Source organism: Paracidovorax avenae ATCC 19860 (assembly GCF_000176855.2).
Classification (GTDB): Bacteria; Pseudomonadota; Gammaproteobacteria; order Burkholderiales; family Burkholderiaceae_C; genus Paracidovorax; species Paracidovorax avenae.
In genome coordinates this window covers 207,133-231,203 of record NC_015138.1, presented here as the reverse complement: position 1 = coordinate 231,203, position 24,071 = coordinate 207,133, and the positions used below count along the sequence as shown (strand labels likewise).

The 24,071-nt window shown below is 68.6% G+C and carries 20 protein-coding genes; 15 read left to right on the top strand and 5 right to left on the bottom strand.

The features are described 5' to 3' along the window. The first annotated feature begins 29 nt into the window (after positions 1–29). From ACAV_RS01035 to ACAV_RS00970, 14 genes are all read left to right on the top strand, one after another. Positions 30–1,016 (top strand): Bug family tripartite tricarboxylate transporter substrate binding protein, encoded by a 987-nt coding sequence (locus ACAV_RS01035; RefSeq protein WP_013592725.1) that lies wholly within the window; start codon positions 30–32, stop codon positions 1,014–1,016. Between the two features lie 184 nt (positions 1,017–1,200). Continuing rightward, positions 1,201–2,460, top strand: coding sequence for a CaiB/BaiF CoA transferase family protein (locus ACAV_RS01030; protein WP_013592724.1), 1,260 nt, complete (start codon positions 1,201–1,203; stop codon positions 2,458–2,460). Between the two features lie 65 nt (positions 2,461–2,525). Next, positions 2,526–2,939: a cupin domain-containing protein gene (locus tag ACAV_RS01025; protein WP_041828480.1), complete on the top strand. Its 414-nt coding sequence runs from the start codon at positions 2,526–2,528 to the stop codon at positions 2,937–2,939. Continuing rightward, entirely contained in the window at positions 2,939–4,102 is a 1,164-nt protein-coding gene (locus ACAV_RS01020) for an acyl-CoA dehydrogenase family protein (protein WP_041828906.1), read from the top strand. The genes ACAV_RS01025 and ACAV_RS01020 overlap by 1 nt, the downstream gene beginning before the upstream one ends. 73 nt (positions 4,103–4,175) lie before the next feature. After that, a complete protein-coding gene (locus tag ACAV_RS01015) occupies positions 4,176–5,063 on the top strand; it encodes a LysR family transcriptional regulator (RefSeq protein ID WP_013592721.1) in 888 nt (295 codons plus the stop codon). A 111-nt stretch (positions 5,064–5,174) separates the two neighbouring features. Continuing rightward, the gene (locus ACAV_RS01010) at positions 5,175–5,537 is read left to right on the top strand and encodes a hypothetical protein (RefSeq protein ID WP_013592720.1); all 363 of its coding nucleotides are present in this window, start codon (positions 5,175–5,177) and stop codon (positions 5,535–5,537) included. Between the two features lie 68 nt (positions 5,538–5,605). After that, complete coding sequence (locus ACAV_RS01005; RefSeq protein WP_013592719.1) at positions 5,606–6,670, top strand: homocysteine S-methyltransferase family protein; 1,065 nt, start codon at positions 5,606–5,608, stop codon at positions 6,668–6,670. Positions 6,671–6,752: 82 nt separating this feature from the next. After that, positions 6,753–8,243 carry a sensor histidine kinase gene (locus ACAV_RS01000; protein ID WP_041828477.1) on the top strand — a complete coding sequence of 497 codons (1,491 nt, stop codon included), beginning with the start codon at positions 6,753–6,755 and terminating at the stop codon, positions 8,241–8,243. Beyond that, a complete protein-coding gene (locus ACAV_RS00995; RefSeq protein ID WP_013592717.1) occupies positions 8,228–9,604 on the top strand; it encodes a sigma-54-dependent transcriptional regulator in 1,377 nt (458 codons plus the stop codon). The genes ACAV_RS01000 and ACAV_RS00995 overlap by 16 nt, the downstream gene beginning before the upstream one ends. A 161-nt stretch (positions 9,605–9,765) precedes the next feature. Next, a complete protein-coding gene (locus ACAV_RS00990) occupies positions 9,766–10,491 on the top strand; it encodes a hypothetical protein (RefSeq protein WP_013592716.1) in 726 nt (241 codons plus the stop codon). Between the two features lie 39 nt (positions 10,492–10,530). After that, a complete protein-coding gene (locus tag ACAV_RS00985; RefSeq protein ID WP_013592715.1) occupies positions 10,531–11,085 on the top strand; it encodes a hypothetical protein in 555 nt (184 codons plus the stop codon). Between the two features lie 4 nt (positions 11,086–11,089). After that, positions 11,090–12,424, top strand: a complete 1,335-nt coding sequence (locus ACAV_RS00980; protein ID WP_013592714.1) for an MFS transporter — start codon at positions 11,090–11,092, stop codon at positions 12,422–12,424. An 89-nt stretch (positions 12,425–12,513) separates the two neighbouring features. After that, positions 12,514–13,434 carry a dienelactone hydrolase family protein gene (locus ACAV_RS00975; RefSeq protein ID WP_013592713.1) on the top strand — a complete coding sequence of 307 codons (921 nt, stop codon included), beginning with the start codon at positions 12,514–12,516 and terminating at the stop codon, positions 13,432–13,434. A 209-nt stretch (positions 13,435–13,643) separates the two neighbouring features. Then, positions 13,644–15,110, top strand: coding sequence for a methyl-accepting chemotaxis protein (locus ACAV_RS00970; protein ID WP_013592712.1), 1,467 nt, complete (start codon positions 13,644–13,646; stop codon positions 15,108–15,110). A gap of 42 nt (positions 15,111–15,152) precedes the next feature. On the opposite strand, the gene ACAV_RS00965 is transcribed toward ACAV_RS00970, so the two are convergent. From ACAV_RS00965 to ACAV_RS00950, 4 genes are read right to left on the bottom strand one after another with little or no spacing between them, the layout of a single operon-like run. After that, on the bottom strand, positions 15,153–15,482 hold the full coding sequence (locus ACAV_RS00965) for a non-heme iron oxygenase ferredoxin subunit (RefSeq protein WP_013592711.1): 330 nt from the start codon (positions 15,480–15,482) through the stop codon (positions 15,153–15,155). Positions 15,483–15,498: 16 nt separating this feature from the next. After that, the gene (locus ACAV_RS00960) at positions 15,499–16,026 is read right to left on the bottom strand and encodes an aromatic-ring-hydroxylating dioxygenase subunit beta (protein ID WP_013592710.1); all 528 of its coding nucleotides are present in this window, start codon (positions 16,024–16,026) and stop codon (positions 15,499–15,501) included. A gap of 4 nt (positions 16,027–16,030) precedes the next feature. Continuing rightward, complete coding sequence (locus ACAV_RS00955; protein WP_013592709.1) at positions 16,031–17,299, bottom strand: aromatic ring-hydroxylating dioxygenase subunit alpha; 1,269 nt, start codon at positions 17,297–17,299, stop codon at positions 16,031–16,033. A 24-nt stretch (positions 17,300–17,323) separates the two neighbouring features. Beyond that, positions 17,324–18,319, bottom strand: coding sequence for a 2Fe-2S iron-sulfur cluster-binding protein (locus ACAV_RS00950; RefSeq protein ID WP_013592708.1), 996 nt, complete (start codon positions 18,317–18,319; stop codon positions 17,324–17,326). 111 nt (positions 18,320–18,430) lie between these two features. Here ACAV_RS00950 and ACAV_RS00945 point away from each other — a divergent pair, with 111 nt between their 5' ends. Next, positions 18,431–19,342, top strand: coding sequence for a LysR family transcriptional regulator (locus tag ACAV_RS00945; RefSeq protein ID WP_013592707.1), 912 nt, complete (start codon positions 18,431–18,433; stop codon positions 19,340–19,342). A gap of 199 nt (positions 19,343–19,541) precedes the next feature. On the opposite strand, the gene ACAV_RS00940 is transcribed toward ACAV_RS00945, so the two are convergent. Beyond that, positions 19,542–23,684, bottom strand: a complete 4,143-nt coding sequence (locus ACAV_RS00940; RefSeq protein ID WP_157768703.1) for a PIN domain-containing protein — start codon at positions 23,682–23,684, stop codon at positions 19,542–19,544. Positions 23,685–24,071 lie beyond the last annotated feature (387 nt).

Below are 24,071 nucleotides of genomic sequence, written 5' to 3'. Positions count from 1 at the left end.
AGAGGCCGCCCTTCCAGGAGACAGACACCATGCGCTTTTCCCTTCCCCGCGCCCTGCGACGGGCCTGCGGTGCCGCGGCCGCGCTCGCCGCCACGGCAGCCCTGGCCCAGGCCCCCGCCTATCCGAACGCTCCGATCACCCTCATCGTGCCCTTTGCCGCCGGCAGCGGCACGGACGCCGTGGCGCGCACCGTGGGCCAGAAACTGTCCGAGCGCCTGAAGCAGCCGGTGCTGGTGGACAACAAGCCCGGCGCCAATGCCCAGGTGGGCGCCCAGCTGGCGGCCCGGGCCAGGCCGGACGGCTACACGCTGTTCATGACCACGAACACCTCGCACTCAGCCAACCCGGCGCTCTACACCAGCCTCAAGTACGACCCCATCAAGGATTTCACGCCCGTGGCCCGGGTGGGCGAGCTGCCCTTCGCGCTCGTGGTGAGCCCGGCCCTGCCGGTCAAGACCCTGCCCGAGTTCCTCGACTACGCCCGCGCCCATCCCGGCACGCTGAGCTACGCCACGCCCAACAGCACCTCGCTGGTCGCGATGGAGAGCATCAAGCACATCGCGAAGGTGGACATCCTGGGCGTGCCCTACAAGTCCAGCCCGCAGGCGCTCACCGACCTGCTGGGCGGGCAGGTGCAGGCCTACGTGGTGGACCTGGGCTCGGGCAAGAGCATGCTCACGGGCGACAAGGTGCGCACTCTGGGCATCACCACCGCCCAGCCCTCGCCGCTGCTGCCGGGCGTGCCGCCCATCGGCCAGACGGTGAAGGGCTTCGACCTGACCTCATGGAACGGCATCTTCGGCCCGGCCGGCATGCCGCCCGCCGTGGTGCAGCGACTGAATACCGAGCTGCAGGCCGTGCTGGCCGACAAGGACACGCAGGACAAGCTCGCGCAGATCGGCTTCCAGGTCTGGCCCAGCAGGACGCCCGAGGAATTCGCGCAGTACGTGGCGCAGCAGCTGGCGCACTGGCGGACCTTGATCCAGCAAGCCGGGATTCAAGCGACATCCCCCTGAGCGGCTGCGCCGCTTCCCCCTTCTCTCGGTCCGCTGCGCGGTCCGGGAAGGGGGACGACGCCAGTGGCCTGGCGGAGCCAGTTCCACGGCGTCTGCTGGCCTGGGCCGCGCTGGCGCGAAAGCCGTGAGCTCGAGCGTAGACAGGGGTGGCGCTGCCGGACGGACCTGTTCAACGGAACATGACATGACAGACGACTCTTCTTCTCCTGCTCCATCCGCTTCACGCACCGGCCCGCTGGCGGACGTGCGCGTGCTCGATCTCACCTCGGTGATCATGGGGCCGTTCGCCACGCAGATCCTCGCGCAACTGGGTGCGGAGGTGGTGAAGGTGGAGACGCCCGAGGGCGACAACATGCGGCATGTGGGGCCGATGCGGAGTGCGGGCATGGGGCACATCTTCCTGCATGCGAACGCGGGCAAGCAGAGCATCGCGCTGGACCTGAAGCACCCGGAGGGGCGCGAGGCGGCGCTGCGGCTGGCCGAGGGATGCGACGTGCTCATCAGCAACGTGCGGCCGCAGGCGCTGGCGCGGCTGGGGCTGGACTACGAGGCGGTGCGCGCGCGCAACCCGCGCATCATCCATGTAAGCTGCTGCGGCTTCGACCAGGAGGGGCCGGACGCCGCGCGGCCGGCCTACGACGACCTGATCCAGGGCGCCACCGGCATCCCGTGGCTCATGCAGCGCTACGGCGCGCCGGAGCCGTCGTATGCGCCCACCACGCTGTCGGACCGGGTGACCGGACTGCACGCCGTCTATGCCGTGACGGCGGCACTCTACGCCCGCGAGAAAACCGGCCAGGGCCAGGCGGTGGTCGTGCCGATGTTCGAGGCCATGGCGCAGTTCGTGCTGGGCGACCACATGGCGGGCCTGACCTTCGAGCCGCCGCTGGGCGAGCCCGGCTACGCGCGCCTGCTCACGGCCCACCGCAAGCCCTACGCCACGGCCGACGGCATGCTCTGCGTGCTGATCTACAACGACAAGCACTGGCGCAGCTTCTTCGCGGCGATCGGCGAGGACGGCAGCGGCGGCCTCGCGCACGACCCGCGCTTCGCCACGCACGGCGCGCGCGCGGCGCACATCGACGCCGTGTATGCCGAAGTGGCACGCATCCTGCGCACGCGCACCACGGCCGCATGGCAGGCGCTGCTGGACGCGGCCGACGTGCCCAACATGCCGATGAATTCCCCGGCCGACCTGCTGCAGAACCCGCAGCTGCGCGCCACCGGCTTCGTGCACGACACCGAGCACCCCACCGAGGGGCCGATGCATGCCATGGCGCACCCCACGCGCTGGTCCGCCACGCCCCCGGCGCGCGACCTGCCCCCCGCGCCGCGCCTGGGCGAACACACGCGCAGCCTGCTGGCCGGGGCCGGCTACACGCCCGCGCAGATCGACGCCCTGCTCGCGCAGCGCGCCTGCCGCGCCGCCGGAGACGGCGCATGACCTCCACCACCGCGCCCACGACCTCTTCCGCAACCCCTCCCCCGACGACCGACACGACCACCGCCATGACCTCTGCCGCCCCGTCCTCTTCCCGCTACCTGGTGCGCGCCGCCCAGGTGCCCGGCTACCAGCCCGCCAACCACCACCACACCGTGAACCAGCGCCTGATCGGCCCCGAGACCGTGGGCGCGCGGCAGATGGAAGTGCTGCTCGGCACGCTGCACAGGGGCGGCGGCGCGCTGCCGCATGCGCACCCGGGCATCGAGCAGGCCTGCTACCTGCTGGAAGGCACGGCCCGTGCCGAGGTGGAGGGCGAGGCTTTCGACATGGTGCCGGGCGACATGTGCTTCTTCCCGGCCGACCGCATGCACGTGTTCACCGTGACCAGCGACACGCCCGTGAAGCTGCTGGTGATCTACAGCCCGCCCTACGGCGAATCGCCCGACAAGGTGGTCCGCCCGGCCGCGAAAGGCGCATGATGGACTTCGCCCTCTCGCCGGAACACGAACAGATCCGCGATGCGATCGAGCGCGTCTGCGCGCCCTTCGATGCCGACTACTGGCTCGCGAAGGACCGCGAGGGCGGCTTTCCGCACGACTTCCACCAGGCGCTGGCCGATGCCGGCTGGCTGGGCATCGCCATGCCCGAAGCCTACGGCGGCGCGGGCCTGAGCATCAGCGAGGCCGCGCTGATGATGCACACGATCGCCGCCACGGGCGCGGGCCTGTCGGGCGCGTCGGCCGTGCACATGAACATCTTCGGGCTGCACCCGGTGGTGGTGTTCGGCACCAACGAACAGAAGGCACGCTGGCTGCCGCCGCTCATCCAGGGCCGCGACAAGGCCTGCTTCGGCGTGACCGAGCCCAACACGGGCCTGAACACCCTCAAGCTCAGGACCCGCGCCGTGCGGCAGGGCGACCACTACGTGGTGCACGGCCAGAAGGTGTGGATCAGCACCGCGCAGGTGGCCAGCAAGATCCTGCTGCTGGCGCGCACCACGCCGCTGGAAGAGTGCCGCGGCACCGAAGGCCTGAGCCTGTTCTACACCGACCTGGACCGCAGCACGGTGGAGGTGCGCGAGATCGAGAAGCTCGGCCGCAAGTGCGTGGATTCCAACCAGGTGTTCATCGACGGCCTGCGCATTCCCGTGGAAGACCGCGTGGGCGAGGAAGGCAAGGGCTTCCAGTACATCCTGCACGGCCTCAACCCCGAACGCATCCTGATAGCGAGCGAGGCCGTGGGCCTGGGCCGCGCGGCGCTGGCACGCGCGGCCGGCTATGCGCAGGAGCGCGAGGTGTTCGGCCGACCGATCGGGCAGAACCAGGGCATCCAGCACCCGCTGGCGCAGTCGTGGATGGAACTGGAGGCCGCGCACCTCATGGTGCAGAAGGCCGCCTGGCTCTACGACCGGCACCAGCCCTGCGGCGCCGAGGCCAATGCCGCCAAATACCTCGCGGCCGAAGCCTGCTACCACGCCTGCGAGCGCGCCATCCTGACCCATGGCGGCATGGGCTACGCCAAGGAATACCACGTGGAGCGCTACATGCGCGAATCGTGGATCCCGCGCCTCGCGCCCGTGAGTCCGCAGCTGATCCTGTGCTTCATCGCGGAGAAAGTCTTAGGCTTGCGGAAATCGTATTGACATCACCCTGAGCGGCTGCGCCGCTTCCGCGTACCGGATCGCCGGACCCACAGCGGCTGGCATCATTCCCCGCATGAAACTGCACCTGCTGCGCTACTTCGCCGTGCTGGCCGAGGAGCTGCATTTCGGCCGCGCGGCGGAGCGGCTCGCCATCACGCAGCCGCCGCTCAGCTCGGGCATCAAGGCGCTGGAGGATGAACTCGGCGTGAAGCTGTTCGACCGCAGCAGCAAGCACGTGGCGCTCACGCCCGCGGGACAGGCCTACCTGGCCGAGGTGCGCGTGGTACTCGACCGCGTGGCACGCGCGGGCGATACGGCGCGCGCCGTGGCCGCAGGCCTGCGCGGACGGCTGGACATCGGCTTCACCGGATCGATGGTCTATCGCGACATGCCGGCCATCGTGCGCGCGTTCAGTGAGCGCGCGCCGGGCATCGAAGTCAGCCTGCGCGAGATGTCCTCGGGCGAGCAGACCGAAGCGCTGCTGCACCGCCAGCTGCATGCCGGCTTCATCAACGCCAGCGTGGTGCCCGCGCCCCTGCGCAGCCTGCCGCTGGCGCACGACCACTTCGTGGCCTGCCTGCCCCAGGGCCATGCCCTGGCCGGCACGGCGCCGGTGGACCTGCACGCCCTGGCCGGGGAAACCTTCGTGATGTTCGCGCGCGACGTGGCCCCGGCCAACCACGACAACGTGATCGCCCTCTTCCACCGCGCCGGCATCCACCCGCACACACGCCATGCCGCGCGCCAGTGGCTGACCGTCGTGGCGCTGGTCGCCATGCGCATGGGCGTGGCGCTGGTGCCGGCCTCGATGGCGCAGGCCGCCGTACAGGGCGTGCGATTCGTGCCCATCGCCCACCTGGAGCACCCCACGGTGGGGGTACTGGCCTGGCATGAAGAGGGCGCGAATCCGGCGCTGCAGGCGTTTCTGGACGTGGCGGCTGCTGCAGGCCACGCCGGATAACCGCGGCACGGTTCTCCTGATAATCACGCTCGCGGCCGGTACTGGACCCAACTCCACGGCAGGCAGCAAGCAGGATTTCAGACCGGATTACCCACCAACCCCATGCCAGCCATGAAAATCGCATCCTTCATCGCCTTTGCCGCCGTCGCCTTCAGCGTGCAGGTGCTCGCCCAGCCCAAGCCCGCGAACCAGATCACCCAGAAGGACATGCAGGCAGCGATGGAGCGCCAGATGCACGTGACCGATGCGGCCACCGTCGCCAACTGCTCGTCCCTGCACCCAGACCTTGCCAAAAAGATCGACAAGAACTGGCAGACCAATCTGGCATCGCTTCCGCCCCAGCTGGCCGAGTACCGCAAGAGCCCGGCGTTTGCCTCCGCCGTGGCGGACGCCCGGCGCGACCAGATGCAGGAAGCCAGGACACCCGAAGGCCAGAAGAGCATGGCGGCCTTGTGCAAGGCCATGGCCGAGTAAAGGGCAAGGGCGGCAGAACCGGCACGGGCAGGCCGGTACGCCGGGCGCACTTTCTACAATGGAGGCTTATGCAACCCCTCCACTACACCCGCGCCCAACAACTGCCTGGCATCCTGGCCGAACGCATCGCCATCCTCGACGGCGCCATGGGCACCATGATCCAGCGCTTCAAGCTGGGCGAGGCCCAGTACCGCGGCGAGGGCTACAGCGGCCCCGGTGGCGCGGGCGACCGGTTCAAGGACTTCCCGCGGGACGTGAAGGGCAACAACGAGCTGCTGTCGCTCACGCGGCCCGACGTGATCCGCGACATCCACGAGCGCTACCTGGCAGCGGGCGCCGACCTGATCGAGACCAACACCTTCGGCGCCACCACGATCGCGCAGGAGGACTACCACATGGCCGACCTGGCGCGCGAGATGAACCTCGCCTCGGCCCGGCTGGCGCGCGCCGCCTGCGACAAGTTCTCCACGCAGGGCAAGCCGCGCTTCGTGGCCGGCGCCCTGGGCCCCACGCCCAAGACGGCCAGCATCAGCCCCGACGTGAACGACCCCGGCGCGCGCAACGTCGATTTCGAGCAGCTGCGCGCGGCCTATTACGAGCAGACCCAGGCGCTGGTCGAGGGTGGCGCCGACGTGCTGCTGGTGGAAACCATCTTCGACACGCTCAACGCCAAGGCCGCCCTTTTCGCCATCGACGAATACTTCGAGGCGAGCGGCGAGCGCCTGCCGCTCATCATCAGCGGCACCGTCACCGACGCCTCCGGCCGCATCCTCTCGGGCCAGACCGTGACGGCGTTCTGGCACAGCGTGCGCCACTCGCGCCCGCTGGCCATCGGCCTGAACTGCGCCCTGGGCGCGACGCTGATGCGCCCGTACATCCAGGAGCTGAACCGGGTGGCGGAAGACACCTTCATCAGCTGCTATCCCAATGCCGGCCTGCCCAACCCGATGAGCGACACCGGCTTCGACGAGACGCCCGAGGTCACCAGCCGCCTGGTGCACGAGTTCGCGGCCGAGGGCCTGGTGAACATCGTGGGCGGCTGCTGCGGCACCACGCCGGACCATATCGCCGCCATCGGCCGCGCCGTGGCGCCCGTGCCGGCGCGGCGGCTGTTCTACCCCGAAGCGGCCTGATCCTGCCCGGCCGGCCCTCTGGACCTCCGGGCCTGGCGGATGGGCTGCTCTCCTACCGCCGGCTCATCCGTGGCACCGTAGGATGCGCACGTCTTCTCCCACCCGCGGATCCCCCGTGCGCTCCCTGCGTATCCAACTCACCCTTTTCTGGACCCTGCTGCTGGGCGCCTGCGCCCTGGTGGCCGTGGTCCTCACGGTGCTCTACCAGTCGGGCTCCGGCGCGCAGGTGGCCGCCGGCCGCACCCGCGTGGCGCAGGCCTGCGCCGACGTCGCCGCACGCTACGCCCAGTCCGTGCCCGACGTGGTGGCCGACGCCCCGCGCGAGGACCTGCTGCGGGTGCTCCTGCACATGGTGCTGCTGGAGGCGCCGCGCGTCGAAGGCGGCGCCTGGAGCGCCAGCGGCGGGATGCTGGCCTATGCCTATCCCACCTACGAAGGCAGCGGCGTGAAAAGCGACGTGCCCTCCGCCGAGGAGCCCCTGATCGTGGAGATGGCGCGGCAGGCGAGCGCCGGGCGCCAGCCGCTGGTGAACCTGGTGCGCGGCAGCCGCGAGGTGCTCATCGTGGCGGCCTGTCCGCTGTCCGCGCACCCGGACACGGCCGTCTGGACCATGACCCGCGTGCATGCCGGCGCCATCGCCGCGCAGGACAGCCTGCGCGCGGGCATCGCCATCCTGGCCCTGCTGGTGGTGGTGTCGGGCGCCTGGCTCGGGTGGATGCTGCAGCGTGGCCTGCGGCAGGTGCAGCGCATGGAGGACGCCCTGGCGCAGGCCGGGGGCGACACCGTGCCCGTGCTGCAGCGCACCGGCATCCGCGAGCTCGACCGCATCGTGGACGGCTTCAACAGCTTCGGCGCCCGGCTGCAGGAAGCGCGCGAGCGCCTGCGCGAAGCGCTCGCCCAGCAGCACCGCGACATGCGCCTCACGGCCCTGGGCCGCATGACGGCATCGGTGGCGCACGAGATCCGCAACCCCATCGCCGCCATGCGGCTGAAGGCCGACAACGCGCTGGCGGCGCCCCCCGCCCGCCATGCCGACGCACTGGCCGCCATCGGCACGCAGATCGACCGGCTGGAAGGCCTGGTGCAGAGCCTGCTGACCCTGGTGCAGCCCCTGCAGCTCGAGCCCCACCCGGTGGACCTGTCCGCCTGGCTGCAGGAACGGCTGGACACCGCCCGGGCCGCGGCCGATGCCCGGGGCGTGCGCCTGTCGCTGCGCGGCGACGCGCCGGCCACGGCCGTCTTCGATCCCGTGCACGCGGCGCGCGCCATCGACAACCTGCTGGACAACGCCGTGCGCCATGCGCCGCAGGGAGGCGAAGCCGTGCTCTCGGCCCAGGTGGATGCCGCCCGTTCCCTGTGCGTGATCTCTGTGGAGGACGACGGCCCGGGCGTGCCCGAGGCGTTGCGCGCCCAGCTCTTCGAGCCCTTCGCCACCGGCCGCACCGACGGCAACGGCCTGGGCCTGGCCCTGGCGCGCGAGGTGGCGCTGGCGCACGGGGGCGACCTGCATTACGCGCCGCGCGAAGGCGGCGGCGCCCGCTTCCTCCTGGAGCTGCCATGGCACGCATCCTAGCCGTCGACGACGACGCGGCCTTCCGCGAATCGCTGGTCGAAACCCTGCAGGGCCTGGGGCACGAGGTGCATGAGGCCGCCAGCGGCGACGAAGCGCTGCGGCAGGCCGGGCGCCACCGCTACGCCGCCATCTTCCTGGACCACCGCATGCCCGGCATGGATGGGCTGGAAACCCTTGCCGCGCTCGCCGCCCGCGTGCCCGAACTGCCCCCGGTGGTGGTGCTCACGGCCTACGCCAGCGGCTCCGGCACCATCGAGGCGATGCGCCTGGGCGCCTTCGACCACCTGACCAAGCCGGTGGGCCGTGCCGCGGTGATCGAGGTGCTGGAGCGCGCCCTGCGCTCCCGCGCCGAGGCGGATGCCACCCCGCCCGCCCCCGCCGCACGCGCCGGCACGGACGAGGCGGACGGCGAACTCATCGGCGTGAGCGAAGCCATGCGCGAAGTCCACAAGCGCATCGGGCTGGCTGCCGCGAGCGAGGCACCCGTGCTCGTGCAGGGCGAGACCGGCACGGGCAAGGAACTGGTGGCGCGCGCGCTGCACCGGCACTCGGCCCGCAGCGCCGGCCCGTTCGTGGCGCTCAATTGCGCGGCCATTCCGAAGGAACTGCTGGAAAGCGAGCTGTTCGGCCACGTGAAGGGCGCCTTCACCGGCGCCGCCACCGACCGGCCCGGGTGCTTCCGCGCGGCCGACGGCGGCGTGCTGCTGCTCGACGAGATCGGCGACATGGCGCCGGACGTGCAGGCCAAGCTGCTGCGCGCGCTGCAGGAGGGCGAGGTCACGCCCCTGGGCAGCCACCGGCCGGTGAAGGTCGATGTGCGCGTGGTGGCCGCCACGCACCGCGACCTGGCCGCCGCCGTGCGCGAGGGGCGATTCCGCGAGGACCTGCGCTACCGGCTCGACGTGCTGCAGATCGCGCTGCCCCCGCTGCGCGAGCGGCTGGCCGACATCGTGCCGCTGGCCGAGCACTTCCTGCGCCGCGCCGCGGCGCCGCAGCCGGCCAAGCGCCTGGCGCCGGATGCGGCACGCGCCCTGCTCGCCCACGGCTGGCCTGGCAACGTGCGCGAACTGCGCAACGCCATGGAGCGCGTGCAGGCCCTGCAGCGCGGCCCCGTGGTGGGCGCGGCCGACCTCGACCTGGGCCCGCCCACGGGCTCGGCAACAGCGTCAGGCCCCGCCGACGGCGCCCTGCCGCAGGACTGGCTCGACGTGCCGCTGCCCGAGGCCGTGGAGCGGCTGGAGCGCCGGCTGATCGCCCACGCGCTCGAGCAGGCCCGCGGCAACCGCTCGCTCGCCGCCCGGCGCCTGGGCATCCACCGCCAGCTGCTCTACAGCAAGCTGGCCCAGTACGGAATGGAATGAGACGGATGGAGGCACCAGCGATGTCGGGAATCCGGACAGGGTGTCTTCGCGCCATCCAGGCATGGGCGGCAACCTGCAACGCAAGTCATTGATTCATAAGGCATTCCATGCTGGCACGTCTCTTGAGATACCAGGGCTCCACCACCTGAAGGAGTTCTGCCATGCGACCCAACACCCTGACCCGCGCCGGCCTCGCCGCCCTCCTGCTTGTCTGCGCCGGAGCACAAGCCCAGCCCGCGCCCCCGGCCCCGGGCGCCGTTCCTCCGCCCCCCGTGGCAGGCCAGCCGCCCGGCCCGATCGGCCAGCCCGCCGCCGTGGAGCAGGCCTCGCACAGCGGCGCCGTGCAGCGCTGGCTGCTCAACCCCAACGGCGAGGCCGACGGCCTGCTGCTGCAGGACGGCACGCAGGTGGCCTTCCCGCCGCACCTGTCCGATACCCTGACATCCTGGCTGCGCGCCGGTGATGCCGTGGACGTGGCCGGCTGGCACTATTCCGGCGTGCCCGTGCTGCGCATCAGCGCGATCAGCTCGCAGGGCCGCACCGTCCAGGACACGCCTCCGTCCCCGGGCCAGATGCCCCCTGCCCCGCCGCAGCGCCCGGCCCTGGTCGAGCTGCAGACCGACGGGCGCGTGGCCGCCGTCCTGCTCAACACCCGCGGCGACGCCCATGGCCTGCTGCTCGACAACGGCGTGATCGTCCGCTTCCCGCCGCACGTGGCCGCCTCCATCGGCAACCTGCTGCAGACCGGCGCCACCGTGTCGGCCCGCGGCTGGGGCACGCGCAACGCGCTGGGCACGGCGCTGGAGGCCACGCAGCTGGGCTCCTCCGCCAGCACGCTGCAGGAAGTCTTCCGCGGCCCGGCCGGCGGCCCGCCGCGCATGCCCTGATCCCCTTTCCTTTCACCCCCTCACCCACAGGAAACCCGTATGACCCAACCCCAGGAAACCGTGGAAGTCTGGTCCCTCGAGGGCCGCTTCCAGCACCTGCTCCACAGCCCGCGCGGCGAGGTGGAAGGCGTGCTCATCGACGTGGACGGCGTTACCGCGCAGTTCACCTTCGGCAAGCATGACGAGCGCGCCGTGCGCGCCGCCGAAACCCTGAAGCCCGGCCAGGCCGTCGTGTTCGAAGGCAGCGTGGCGGCGCCCCCGCGGCACGGCGAGGCCGCGCACGAGGTCTATGTCTTCGAGCGGCTCGTGTCGATCGACGGCGAGCCTGCCGCGCCCGAAGAGGCCGTGCGGCGCGCCGAAGGCCGCGTGGCCCGCATCCACCATACGCGCCACGGCGAGCCCAACGGCGTGGTGCTCGACACCGGCGACTTCATCCACCTGCGCCCCGACGGCTATGCGGCGCTGCAGCTGCAGCCCGGCGACGCGGTCGAGGCCAGCGGCCCCGCCCGCCCGCTGCGCGGCGCGCAGGGCCATGTGATCGAGGCCCGCACCGTCAACGGCAAGCCCCTCCCCGCCCAACCCCACCACGGGTGACACCATGACCACCGCCGCGCATCCCGCCATCGCAGACACCGCCCCCTCCCCGCTGTTCGGAGGCCCGGCACCCCAGGAAAAACGGTCTGCCGGCGGGAACGCGCCGGTGGCCGCCGGGGCCTCCCTCACGGCCCTGGCCTGGATGGCGTTCTTCATGTCGGACGTGCGCGACGGGCTCGGTCCTTTCCTCGCCACCTACCTGCAGACCCAGCGCATCGACCAGACCATGATCGGCGTCGTGATGTCGGCCGGTGGCCTGGCCGGCATGCTGGCCACGCCCCTGGCCGGCGCCTGGGCGGACCGCGTCCGTGCCAAGCGGATGCTGGTCGCCATCGCCGCGGTGGCCATCCTGGCCGCGAGCGCGATCGCCTTCGGCACCCGGTCGCCGGGCATGCTGGTGCTGTCGCAGGTGCTCACCGGCGTGGCCGGCGCGCTGCTGGCCGCCGGGCTCGCGGCGCTCACGCTGGGCCTGGCACGCAGCCAGGGCCTGCGCCATCAGACCGGCCGCAACGAGGCCTACAGCCATGCCGGCAACATCGTTTCCGCGCTGGGCGCGGCGGCCTTCGCGCACTGGCTGGGCGCGCCCTGGATGCTGGTCGTCATGACGGCCATGGCCGTGGGCGCCCTGGCCTGCCTGATGGCCATCCGCGACCGCGACATCGACCATGTGGCGGCCCGCGGCGGCGAGCCGGCCCCGGAGGCCGCGCGCATGGACACGGCCCCGGCCGCCCCCGAGGGCTGGCGCGCCTTCCTGTCGCACCGCGCGCTCTGGCTGTTCGGGCTGGCGTGTGCGCTCTTCCACCTGGGCAATGCAGCCATGCTGCCGCTGCTCAACCAGCGGCTGGCGGCCACGGTGCCCGATTCCGCGCCGCTGCTGTGGACCGGCATCGCCATCGTCGTCGCGCAGCTCACCATGGTGCCGGTGGCGCTGTGGGTGTCGCGCAGCCGCCGCCTCGACCTGCAGGTCTTCATCTACATCGCCATCCTGGCGCTGCCCGTGCGCGGCATCCTGGCCTGGGCGATTCCCGATGCCTGGGCCAACATCCCCGTGCAGATCCTCGACGGCCTCGCGGCCGGCGCCCTGGGCGTGGCCACCCCCCTGATGGTGGAGCGCTACGTGCGCGGCAGCGGCCGCTACAACACCGCCCTCGGGCTGGTCATGACCCTGCAGGGCGTCGGTGCCTCGCTGAGCCCGGCCATCGCCAACAGCGTGGTGGGGGCGCAGGGCCACTTCGGGCTGGCCTTCGCCGTGCTCGCGGGCTGCGCGGTGCTGGCGCTGCCGGTCTTCTGGCTCGCACAGCGGCAGGCCGCCCTGCACCCGGCACCGGCCACCGCCTGACGGCGGCGGCCACGGGCCCGCCTCCCCATACTGCCGAGCAGCGCCATAATGGCCGCGTTGCCCACGGCCACGGGCAATACGAGGTCCGCATGCCCTTCCTGCCACGATCGATGCGCCGCTGCGCCCTGCTCCTTCCCCTGGGTGCACTGCTGGCGGCCCTGCTGGCCGCGGGCCCGGCCGGCGCTGCCGCCCCCCTGCCCGAGCCCGACACGCAGGTGCTGCACCTGGCCATCGACGGCCGCGAGGTGGACGTGGCGACCCAGGTCTTCCGCCCCGGCGGGCCCGGCCCCTTTCCCCTGGTGATCTTCTCGCACGGCCGCTCGGCCGATCCCGCCGTGCGCGCCGCGCTGCAATATCCCGTGCCCCTGGGCCACGTGGCCTACTGGCTGCGCCAGGGCGTGGCCGTGGTCGCGCCGATCCGGCCCGGCTACGGCGCCACGGGGGGCCCGGACCGCGAGAATTCCGGCGCCCGCTGGCCGGCCGGCGCCACCGGCTGCACGGGCCTGCCCGATTACGCCCAGGTGGCGGGGCACGCCGCGGCCGCCGTCCAGGCCGTGCACGGCTGGGCCCTGCAGCAACCCTGGGTGCGGCGCGACCGCATCCTGCTCGAAGGTCAGTCCGTGGGCGGCATGGCCACCATCGCCGCGGCAGCGGGCCGCCTGCCCGGCGTGGTCGGCGCGGTCAACTTCTCCGGCGGCGCGGGCGGCAAGCCCGACACCGCCCCCGGCCACAGCTGCCGGCCCGATGTGCTCACCGGGCTCTACCGCCAGCTGGGCACGCAGGTGCGCGTACCCACCCTGTGGCTGTATGCCGAAAACGACCAGTACTGGGGCCCGGACATGCCGCGCCAGTGGTTCGGCGCCTTCCGCGAAGGCGGCGACGATGCGCAGTTCATCGCGGCACCCGCGCTGGAAGGTGCGGACGGGCACAACCTGCTGCGGGTAGGAGGCCGCTACTGGCGGAATCCGCTGAACGGATTCGTCGCGAAAACCGGACTGCTGGCGCCCTGACACTTGCGGGCACTCCGGGCCTGAATGTGGCCGCCGGCGATGCGAATACCCCACACCTTTCCCGGGGCCTCCCTGCCGGATGGACTCGGCACGCCCCTTCGAATTACAAAAAGTCTCCTTTTGTTTCGTTTCGCATTATTCTGAGTCACGTAACGGGGCCGGCTTTCCCGGCGCTGCCTCCCATCGACAACCCTCACCAGAAGCCTGCCATGGACGAAACGAAACGACGCCGCGATCTCTCTCCGAGCGCCCAGCAGGCCCTGCAGGCCATCGGCTGCCGGGCGGACGGCCTGCTGCTCGCCATCTGCGTCCTCGGCGCGATCGTCGCGCTGTGGCTCGGTTTCATGTACGGCCGGCCCGGCACCGCCGCCATCTGGGGCGGCAGCCTGCTGGCGCTGGCCGCATGGGCCTATCTGGCGGTGCGCGGCAGCCTGCTGGGCCGGCTGGCGCTCGTGACGGCCGGCATCGGCATGGTGGCCCTGCACATCCAGCTCAGCCTGGGTGCCACCGAAATGCATTTCGGCGTCTTCGTCTTCCTGGCCTTCGTGCTGGCCTACCGCGACTGGCGGCCCGTCGTCTTCGCGGCAGCGCTGATCGCCGTGCACCATATCGCGTTCGATCGCCTGCAACTGGCCGGGGGCCCGGTGTACTGCCTCACCGAACCCGACTTCGGGCGCATCCTGGTGCACGCCGCGTTCGTGGTCGTGCAGACCGCCGTGGAGGTGGCCATCACCTTCCGCACCCGCGCCGATGCGATCGAATCGGCGGAACTCCAGTACCTCTGCCGCCCCCAGCAGGACGGCCAGCTCTCGCTGGACGTGCGCGGCGTGCCGGTGAACAGCACCGCGGCCCGGGCCCTGCAGGCCGCATTGCTGCGGCTCAACGGGGTGGTGACCGATGTCCACCAGGCTGCTGCGGGCCTGGCGGCGGCGGCGGGCGAGATCGCCACGGGCAACCGCGACCTCAGCCAGCGCACCGAGCGCACCGCGTCCCACCTGCAGGACGCAGCGGCATCGATGGGCCAGCTGGACGGCGCCGTCCAGCACAGCGTGCAGGAGGCCGTGGCGGCCCGCCGGCTGACGCAGGAAGCCACCCAGGTGGCCGAGCACTGCGGCAGCGTGGTGACCGAGGTCGTCGCCACCGTGCAGGACATCCACTCCAGCGCCGGACGCATCGCCGACATCGTGGGCGTGATCGACGGCATCGCCTTCCAGACGAACATCCTGGCGCTGAACGCCGCGGTGGAGGCGGCCCGCGCCGGCGAACAGGGCCGGGGTTTCGCGGTGGTGGCGAGCGAGGTGCGCTCGCTGGCCGGACGCAGCGCCGAAGCCGCCCGCGAAGTCCGCGCGCTGATCGCCGCCTCCGTGGAAAAAGCCGAGCGCGGCAGCCGGCTGGCGACCGATGCCGGCGAACACATGCAGAACGTGGTGGACTGCGCACGCCGCGCCTCCGAAGTGGTGGGCGCCATCAGCACGTCGGTCGAAGGGCAATCGGGCGAACTGGGCCGCGTCAACGCCTCGGTGACCGAACTCGACCACATGACCCAGCAGAACGCGGCGCTGGTGGAGCAATCCTCGGCCGCCGCGGCCAGCCTGCTGGAGCAGGCCGGCCGGCTCAGGAGCGTGGTGGACGGCTTCCAGTTCCAGCCCGAACGCCTGCTCGCTGCAGCACGCTGAATCCATGCCGGACCGCGGTGCCACGGCCCGGCCCGGTCCGGCTCAGGCCCCTTCGATCTGCAGGAACACCCTGCCCTGCTCGATACGCACGGGGTAGGTGCGCAGGCCCTGCGTGAGCGGCGCGCACAGCGCACTGCCGTCGCGCACGTCGAAGCGGCCCTGGTGCAGCGGGCACTCGATCTCGTGCCCCTCCAGGAAGCCGTCGCACAGCCGCGCGTTGCCGTGGGTGCAGAGGTTGTCGGTGGCGAACACCTCACCCTCCACCGAATAGAGCGCCACGTCGCGCCCGGCGACGTTCACGCCCACCACGTCGTCCTGGGGCACGTCGTCCAGCGCGGCGGCTTCGGTCCATGGGGTATCGATGGCGGTCATGGGGTGTCTCCTCGGGTCAGATGGGGTAGATGATGGAATTCAGGATCATTTCGCTGTCGTAGATGCATTCCTTGCGGGCGAAGCGCAGCCCATCGGGCGTGCGCACCACCACATCGAGGTAGCGGCCCACGTTGAACACCGTGGAAGGCTCCGACAGCTTGGTGCGCAGCACGGCGTAGTTCGCCTCGCACTCCCAGCGGCCCTCGCCGGCCGCACGCACACGAGGCGTGCCGATCACGTGGCGCTGGTAGTAGGGGTCGTGGAACAGCGTCTCGCGGATGCCGTAGACGCGGTCCTTCAGCATGCCCTGGCTGTCGAACGACAGCGTGGCCAGCGGCAGGCCGCGCTCGTGGTTCTCGCGCGGCTGCAGGCGGTACACACAGTCCTCGGTGAAGAAGCCCGGCCAGCGGTCCCAGTCGGCGGCATCCAGCGCCGAGGCGTAGTCGGCATAGAGCTGCTGCAGCGCGAAGAAATCGGCGAAGTCGATGGAGGGCGTGCCGGTGGTGCCGGCCGCGATGGCGGTGTTCGTAGTGGTCGTGTCCATGGCATCAGTCCTCCTTCTCCATCACGCCGCGCCAGTACTCGTACATGCCGCGGATCAGCGTCTCGGTCACCATGTGGTCGGTATCGCCCACCCCGTGGCCGCCCAGCTCCACCAGCGCGCGGTGGAACGGCTTCTGCTCGAAGCCCTGCTGCGAAAACTCGATCACCTCGCCGTCGTCGGCGGAGACGAAGCCCGCCGGGCCGAACAGGTTGGACTGGCGCAGGCGGCGCTCGGTCATCTCGTCGGTATCGTCCTCGTAGCCGAAATGCGTCCACACGAAATCGAACGCGTCGTGGCCCACGGGCTGGATGTGGCGCGTGGAGACGCTGTTGACCTGCTGCTGCAGGATCACGCTCGGGAACAGCGTGGTCATCACCGCCGTCGGCCCGCCCCACCAGGGCTCGGGCACGATGTCGAGAAAGCGCGGGTCTTCCAGTTGCATGCCGGCCTTGAAGCTGGAGACGTTGGACACGTCCGACGCCTGCTTCTTCGCCTCGCCGCGCGTGGAGACCATGGCCGCGTGGCGGTGGCGCGCGTCCATCTTCAATTCGGACTTGTTGTCCGCCCGCCAGAGGCCGAAGGTGACGAACCAGGTGTGCAGCAGGCCGGGGTGGTATGGGTCCTTGATGTTCTCCTGCATCAGCTTCCAGTTGCCCGGAATGCGCTGGCGGTTGTAGCCGAGAATCTTCAGCTTGCGCCCGTTGAACATGCGGTCGAAATAGCCCAGGATCACCGGGCCCATGAAGTCCTCCAGCGATTCCACGTCGTGGTCGAACGAGGCGAACACCACCCCGCCGCGCACGGCCACCTTGAGGCGCGTGAGGCTGTGCTCTTCGAGCTTGAAGTCCGCCGGCATGCCGCCGTGCACCTTGCCGTCCTGCTTCACGCCGCGCCGGAACGGCACGCCCTGCAGCGCGCCGTCGAGCTTGTAGTTCCACTGGTGGTAGGGGCAGACGAATTCCTTGCGGTTGCCGTGCCGCTCGCGGCAGAACCGCATGCCGCGGTGCGCGCAGACGTTCTCCACCACGTGCAGCTGCATGTCCTCGCCGCGCGTGAGGATCACCGAGCGCTCGCCGATCGCCGTGCGCTTGAAGTCGCCGGGGTTCGGCACCTCGGCCTCCAGGCCCACGTAGCACCAGTGGCCGCGGTAGAAAAACCGCTCCAGCTCGCGGCGGTAGATCTCCTCGCTGGTATAGGCCGCGAACGGCACGCGGTGGGTGCCAGGGCTCTCCCAGACGGGCTGCAATGGAAAGACGGGGTGGGGCGTACTCATGTCGTTGTCTCCTTGGAATTCGTATCAGGGCGTGCTGGCGTAGAAAGCATCGGCGTACAGGTGCTCGGGGGCGATGCCGCGCTGGCGCGCCAGCAGCGACACGGCCTCCACCATCGGCGGCGATCCGCACAGGTAGGCGCGCCAGCCTTCCAGCGAGGGCCAGTCCTGCGCAATGGCATCGGTCACCAGGCCCGTGCGCTGCCCCGGCGCCGCATCGGCCGCGGCCACCACCGCATGCACCTGCAACTGCGGATGCCGCTGCTGCAGGTCGGCCAGCCACTGCAGGCCATAGACGTCGCGCGCAGACCGCGCGCCGGCATAAACGTGGATCGGATTGGGCATGCCGGCTTCCAGCGCGCCGCGCACGATGGACAGGATCGGCGCCAGCCCCGTGCCGCCCGCCACGCAGAGCATCGGCCCTTCATACTTGCGGCGCAGGTAGGCCGAACCCAGCGGCCCGCTCACGCGCACCGCATCGCCCACGGCCAGCACATTGGCGACGTGGGTAGACACCAGCCCGCCTTCGACCAGCCGCACATGGAATTCGAGTTCGCCGTCATGCGGCAGCCCGGCCATCGAATACGGCCGCACCAGGCCCGGTCCGAACTGCAATTGCGCGTACTGCCCCGGTGAGAAATCCAGCGGCTTGGCCGGCTTCAGAAGCAGGCGGCGGATGTCGTGCGTGAGCGTTTCCACGGCCGTCACCGTGGCCTTGAGTGTGCGGGCGGTGTGGACCACCACCTCGTCGGGCTCGGGGATCTCGATGGTGCAGGACTCGCTCAGCACCGTCTGGCAGGCCATCACGTACTGCGCCTCGCCATCGCCGCCCAGCGGCGGCATGCGCAGCGCCTGGCCGGAATCCAGCACCTCGCCCGCGACCACCTTGCAGCGGCAGGTGCCGCAGCGCCCGGCCATGCAGCTGTACGACACGGGAATCTGGTGCGCGCGCAGCACTTCCAGCAGATTGGCGCCGGGCGCCACGGGCAGGACGCGGCCCAGCGGCTCGATATGCAATTCCATCGGGGACTGTCTCCAGGTTTTCGTTATGACCCCGATCATTCCCGCGAATGACCCATCAGCCAATAGAATGGCATGAATACATCGCATCACTCCGATGAATAAAGGTGCAGCGTGGAACTGGAAGACATCGACCTGAACCTGCTGGTGGTCTTCCAGCAGCTGCTGGTCACGCGCAAGGTGTCGCAGGCCGCCGAGAACCTGGGCCTGACGCAGCCGGCCGTCAGCAATTCCCTGGCGCGGCTGCGGCGCCTGCTGGGCGACGAACTGTTCCTGCGCACGGCCCACGGCATGCAGCCCACGCCCTACGCCGACCAGCTCGCGGAATCCGTGTCGTACGCGCTCGCGATGATCCACGGCGCCCTGAACCACAAGCTGGGGTTCGAGCCCGCCACCAGCCGGCGCGTGTTCAAGGTGGGCATGACGGACATCGGCGAGATCTACTTCCTGCCGCGCCTGCTGGAGCGCCTGGCCCAGGTGGCGCCCGGCGTGCGCCTGACCACTGTGCGCAATTCAGCGACCGACCTGAAAGACGCCATGGAGGCCGGCAAGGTGGACCTGGCCGTGGGCCTGCTGCCGCAATTGAAGGCCGGCTTCTTCCAGCGCCGCCTCTTCCGCCAGCCCTATGTGTGCCTGTTCCGCCAGGACCACCCGCTGCACAAGCGCCGCCGCATCGGGCTGGACGACTTCGCCAAGGCGCAGCACGTGGTCGTCGTCTCCGAAGGCACGGGCCACGGCAAGGTGGACGAACTGCTGGAGCGCATGGGCGTGGCCCGCGACGTGCGCCTCACGGTGCCGCATTTCGTCGCCATCGGCCACATCCTGCAGGCCACCCAGATGGTCGCCACCGTGCCCGAAAAGATGGCCCAGAGCATGGCCGAACCCTTCGGGCTGGCGTATGCGCCCCACCCCGCCAAACTGCCGCATGTGGCGATCAATCTGTTCTGGCACACCAAGTACCACCGGGATCCGGGGAACCAGTGGCTGCGGGGGGTGATGGTGGAGATGTTTGCGGAAGGGGAGTGAGGGAGGCGCGCGGCGGCACCGTCGTTTCGGCCATCGGGATTCGGGAGCTATTGGGGCGCTACTTTTTCCATGAAGCATGGGCGCTTATCAATGTCGCCTATAGGCTGGTAGCTGTCATTCGACAAGGTGGGACTGAGCGGCAACTTCCATCCCTGAAACGTCATCCAACTTCCAAATCTCTACGTCTCGAAGCGGTCCGTCAGGTCGCTGCGCTCCCTGGCGGCTCCTGTTGTGTTGTCACATCTTCAGAGCTTTCATCTGCTTCGTTGGCGAGGGGCAGCATCACTGCCTGACTGCTGCCCAACGTGGTCGTACCACCTGCGGCTTGAAAGTCTTTTCCTCGCGCCGCGTCCACTTGCTGGATAGATGGCTCGACTGGATCCCTCGCCTCACCATCGAATGTGAGATACGGAGGTTGCATACACTTCAACGCACGCAGCTTGATTGCGCGTCGACGCGGCGGTGAACTGGCGAGCCGGTCGGCGGCCTCAACCTCCTCCCCGAGAATCTTGGCGTAGACACGCATGCGTGCCTGCCTGCAGCCCTCAGCAAGGGCGTACGGTATGAAGGTACCGTTGCTCTTGATTGCTATGTCGCATGCAAAGTCCAGCGCGACCTTCAAGAGTCCTTCCTGATTGCAGTGCGGATGGCGAAGGCCCGCTTCGACGATGTGACCCATGAGTTCCGCAAACGCCTTGAACTGAGTGGGGTGCTGCGCTTGCAGTTCGAGGAACTCGAACGCAACAGAAACCGCCGACACGAGCTCTGTGGAACTGGAGGCCAAGTAGTCCTTGAACCGCTGAAGCCCCTCGGTTAACGCGTAGCCTCCTTGCAAGCACATGAACACCAAGTCGTACGAGCCTAGCGAGACAAAGCTGCGATTCCGCAAAAACATCCGAACGACAGCGTAGGTGTATTGCTGGGGCGTCAGCTTCCCTCTTTCTACGGCGTACCGGAGAACCTCCTGCGGCCACACCGACTTGAGCTTCGCCGATGCAAGGCCGAACTGGGCGAGTCGCCCGTCAACGGTGAACAGGGCCGCGTTCTTCTCCGCAGTCAGTAGTAGTGCAGCGAGTTCCTCGTCTTCGAGAACGTCCTGCGCTCGCTCCAGGTCTGCCGGAATCTCTTCCGGACCATAAGCAGGAGCAATCACACAGTGCTGTCGGACCGCGTCAACCATGCTTTGAATGAACGAAGTCTGCCGCTCCCTGTCCTGGTTCGTGTACTCAACAAACCGCATCGTGCCGTTGTCATCAAACATCTGCCCGCCGGAGCGTTCGATCTTCGCCTCTTCGAGTCGAGCTTCGAGAGTTTCAATGGCCTTCGTAGAGATGTAGACGCGAGGTAGCGCCGCCAGCGCGGCAAGACAGTCAAGTGCCGCCAGCTCGGCAACGGTCGCAGCGTCAACAACATACTCGGCGTCATGCCGTTGGAGTAGTTCGACAGCAGCCTCCCGTTGCTCCTTGGTACCCGCGCACACGAACAAGGGAGGCGCGTCAGACGGCCACCCCAAGACTATGTCGACCACGCTTCGCCCGAGCAGCTTGCCCAGAATTCCCAGCGTGATGGGGCTGTCCGCGTAGCCTTGAAGCGCTCGCCGTGAGTGCTCGAATTGCCGCTTCAGCATGGCGTGCACGTGGCTGAAGTCGACGCCTTTTTCTGTTTCCGGGACAGGCACTGACATCACCGGCAGGTTCGAAGCAACGGGCGAGTTGACCCGTGCCTGCGCGATGTGAAGCAGCCTCCGGAAGGTACTTGTCACTCCTTCGACAACGAAGCGCAGTTCGGTTCCGAAGGGTCCGGGTAGAGAGACTTGCTGGCCCACGGCCACGCCCAGTAGGCTGCGGGCTACATCATCGGACGGAGCAAGCATGCCTTCGCGAACTGGGAGTCCCGACAGACCTGCCGGGTCCAGCGAAAGTGTCACCGTTTCGCCCAATTCGTTCTTGAGCGTCACGGCTGTCCCAGGCTGAACTTCCGTCAGTTCCTCTTCCATAAATGGGAGCTCTTGAGGCCCGGCAATGATGGCGATCAAGTAGGCTGATGCTACATCTACATCGTCGAAGTTGCGACGAAACATGCCGTACAGCCGCAGCATGCCGATCTCTTTGCGGCCAAAGCGGAGCTCAAGAGACGCAACCTGAGAAAGGAGTCTTGGTGGCCCGGACAAGTCAGCCGGAACCGACTCAAGCACATGGTGGAATCGGGCCATCTTGCGCATCTTGAGGTCGAGCGCGAGACGTAGCAGCCAGCCGCCGGCCTCCTGGGGGCGCCGCTCGCAATGCAACTCAGCGAGGGGAACCAAAAATTCCCAGTCCGATGCCTGCTGTCCTAGGTCAATTGCGAGACTCAATGCTCGTTCGTCGCTTGTCCAGTTGTCTGGGAACGACAAGATCAGTTCCTTCGCCTTGCGGAGTGCGCCCGTGCGCACATAGCAGCGAAGCAGCCGATTGTGGAGCTCGGAGTGCTTGCCGCGTGGAGCAAGTAGCTCGTACTGACGGGCGGCAAACTCCAGCTTATCCGTGGCGAAGAGCAGGTCCGCGAGCAAGAGTCGCTCTGCCGGACCAGTGTCCTTTGACACCAGGGTGCAGGCCTTCTCAATCGCGGCATCGGCTGCCAACTCGTCTTTACCCGCATGCAGTATTCGGGCGCCGCCACATATGACGGCGAGGCTGTCTGAGTTCGCAACATCCGCTGCCTTGACCTCCTTCACTGCTTGCAGCTTGCCGGTGCCCGAGCGCCAAAGAGCGACCCACCGCATAGCGCTCAGCAAGTGCGGCACCTCTGCCTGCTGGTAGCCCTTTTTCGTCACCAACGCCTGCACGGCCTCGACTAGCTGAACATCACCCACACCTGAAGCATATTCCGCGACCAGTATCAACGCCTCTTCCTCGAGGTCTTCCAGCCACTCCCGACCAAGTTGGCCCAACTCGTCTGAGCGGTCTAGTCGACGATAGGCTTCTAATGCGACGCGCTTCAGCCGAGAGGTCAGCACGCCGGCGTGCCGGGCCTCCTCGATAAGGGCCAGAGTCTCACCAGGCGCACCCAGCACAAGGTAACTGTAGCCAAGATGCTCCAGCGTGTCTTGGACTGAGCCCGGCGATTGCACCGCCCAAACCTGGTCTTTTCGCGGTGTGAGCGCCTCGACTGCCTGCCTAAGCGCGGCGATTTCTGCTTCGCCCACCAGACCATGCGCGACCTTTACGGGGTCGCAGGCAGCAGCCTCGAGTGCCAGCACCAGCGCCGTGTTCCTGACAAAGAACGCAGCGTTCGGTTTGGCCAGTGCTTTAGCGCTCAGCTCGACGGCGCCAGCTAGGTCTCCAGCCTTCTTCCGCGACCACGCAAGGAGCTGCAGCACATCGCAGTCGTCGCGCATCGCGGCCGGTGCATCGGCGAGCGCCAGGGTTTGGCCCTTGACCATCCTGGCATTGGCATGGGCAATCCAGACGTGGACTGATACGGGATACCTTGCGAGTGCCTCCCCCCCTGCGGCCAGTGCCTCGTCAACCTTGTCAGTGAAGAGGAGGCCTCTGACCTTCGCCGCTACGATTTTCTCGTCGTCGGGATACAGCTCGGAGGCGCGAAGGAAGTCAGGGGCAGCAGCAGCGCCGGTCTCCAGATGCCACATGCAGACGCCCCGCTGCACGTACCAGCGTGCCTGCTGGTGAACATCGAAAAGCGACATGTCGGCGCCGATACGCTGCAAGTCTTCAAAGGCATCCTTGAACCTTGCGGCTCGAAGCACGTCGTTGACAGCGTCAAGTTGCGAAGTAATGAACTTGTTGACCGAGTCGGCACGGCCGCTGGGCAGGCCCGTCAAAACTTCCAGCTTGGAGTTGATGCTGAGCAGGTTCGCCTCAATCCCTGAGTTCTGTTCATCTAAGCGGTGAAAGACGGCGCCAGGTGCATTTGGAGCGTAGTCGTTCTGGAGCTTCGAACTGCCGCGAATGTGCCGGCAGAGGTCCTGCCAGAACTCAATCTTGACCGGATACTGCCCATTAGCTACCCTGGCATCGGACAGGTCCTGCACTTCCCGCAAGAGCACCGCATTACTCGTGGCAGTAGTAGCTACGATGAGACGCACGATTGGGGTGTTCGCCTTGTCGGCTTCTGAGACCTCATGCTCTACGTGCTTGAACTTCAGGGCACCGTCTGCGTATTTCTTGCATTGAATGCCTAGCCGGCCTTCTGGTGCATCGATGAACACATCGATGCCGCCTTGTTTCTGACCCCGGCGCCCGTTAGTCTGCGGCAGTGGGTCATTGAAGACAGTCCCGTAAATTCGGGCGCACATGTCTTCGAAGGCCCCGTCGTCAGTGGGTTTCGTGATCTCGAACTGCACGTTGTGCATCTTCCTCCCAGCGGGGTAAAAACTGGTCCAGCCAGGCTCGGTGAGCCAACGGCTAGTGGAATCATACGTATGCAAGCCGCCAGAGTGGTCCGATGCTGCCACCGGCAACACTCCTCGGGATTGAACCTGTTTGGCAGACTTCCTTGATGCGGTCTTTCGCAGGTGCCCGCTCTTAGCTGAGTCCTGTCTTTGGGATGTATAAGGCCAACGGCCGCAATCGCTGCAAAGCAGCCATCGAAACCCCGTTCATAGCAACGAACCCCGCACACCGCGTCCGTTAACAGCACCCACGACCCAGAAAGCAAAAGGACGCATCGGAGCCTCTTCCGATACGCCTTTGTCCAATGTCTTAGCCAAGGCCGAAGCTAACCCCGCCCC

Excerpts from the sequence above, each read along its gene's own strand:
- ACAV_RS01030 (WP_013592724.1), top strand. The coding sequence starts at position 1,201 with ATGACAGACGACTCTTCTTCTCCTGCTCCATCCGCTTCACGCACCGGC.
- ACAV_RS00955 (WP_013592709.1), bottom strand. The coding sequence starts at position 17,299 with ATGAGTACGCCCCACCCCGTCTTTCCATTGCAGCCCGTCTGGGAGAGC.
- ACAV_RS01025 (WP_041828480.1), top strand. The coding sequence starts at position 2,526 with ATGACCTCTGCCGCCCCGTCCTCTTCCCGCTACCTGGTGCGCGCCGCC.
- ACAV_RS00970 (WP_013592712.1), top strand. The coding sequence starts at position 13,644 with ATGGACGAAACGAAACGACGCCGCGATCTCTCTCCGAGCGCCCAGCAG.
- ACAV_RS01005 (WP_013592719.1), top strand. The coding sequence starts at position 5,606 with ATGCAACCCCTCCACTACACCCGCGCCCAACAACTGCCTGGCATCCTG.
- ACAV_RS01020 (WP_041828906.1), top strand. The coding sequence starts at position 2,939 with ATGGACTTCGCCCTCTCGCCGGAACACGAACAGATCCGCGATGCGATC.
- ACAV_RS01015 (WP_013592721.1), top strand. The coding sequence starts at position 4,176 with ATGAAACTGCACCTGCTGCGCTACTTCGCCGTGCTGGCCGAGGAGCTG.
- ACAV_RS00975 (WP_013592713.1), top strand. The coding sequence starts at position 12,514 with ATGCCCTTCCTGCCACGATCGATGCGCCGCTGCGCCCTGCTCCTTCCC.
- ACAV_RS00950 (WP_013592708.1), bottom strand. The coding sequence starts at position 18,319 with ATGGAATTGCATATCGAGCCGCTGGGCCGCGTCCTGCCCGTGGCGCCC.
- ACAV_RS01000 (WP_041828477.1), top strand. The coding sequence starts at position 6,753 with ATGCGCACGTCTTCTCCCACCCGCGGATCCCCCGTGCGCTCCCTGCGT.
- ACAV_RS00995 (WP_013592717.1), top strand. The coding sequence starts at position 8,228 with ATGGCACGCATCCTAGCCGTCGACGACGACGCGGCCTTCCGCGAATCG.
- ACAV_RS01010 (WP_013592720.1), top strand. The coding sequence starts at position 5,175 with ATGAAAATCGCATCCTTCATCGCCTTTGCCGCCGTCGCCTTCAGCGTG.
- ACAV_RS00980 (WP_013592714.1), top strand. The coding sequence starts at position 11,090 with ATGACCACCGCCGCGCATCCCGCCATCGCAGACACCGCCCCCTCCCCG.
- ACAV_RS01035 (WP_013592725.1), top strand. The coding sequence starts at position 30 with ATGCGCTTTTCCCTTCCCCGCGCCCTGCGACGGGCCTGCGGTGCCGCG.
- ACAV_RS00985 (WP_013592715.1), top strand. The coding sequence starts at position 10,531 with ATGACCCAACCCCAGGAAACCGTGGAAGTCTGGTCCCTCGAGGGCCGC.
- ACAV_RS00965 (WP_013592711.1), bottom strand. The coding sequence starts at position 15,482 with ATGACCGCCATCGATACCCCATGGACCGAAGCCGCCGCGCTGGACGAC.
- ACAV_RS00990 (WP_013592716.1), top strand. The coding sequence starts at position 9,766 with ATGCGACCCAACACCCTGACCCGCGCCGGCCTCGCCGCCCTCCTGCTT.
- ACAV_RS00960 (WP_013592710.1), bottom strand. The coding sequence starts at position 16,026 with ATGGACACGACCACTACGAACACCGCCATCGCGGCCGGCACCACCGGC.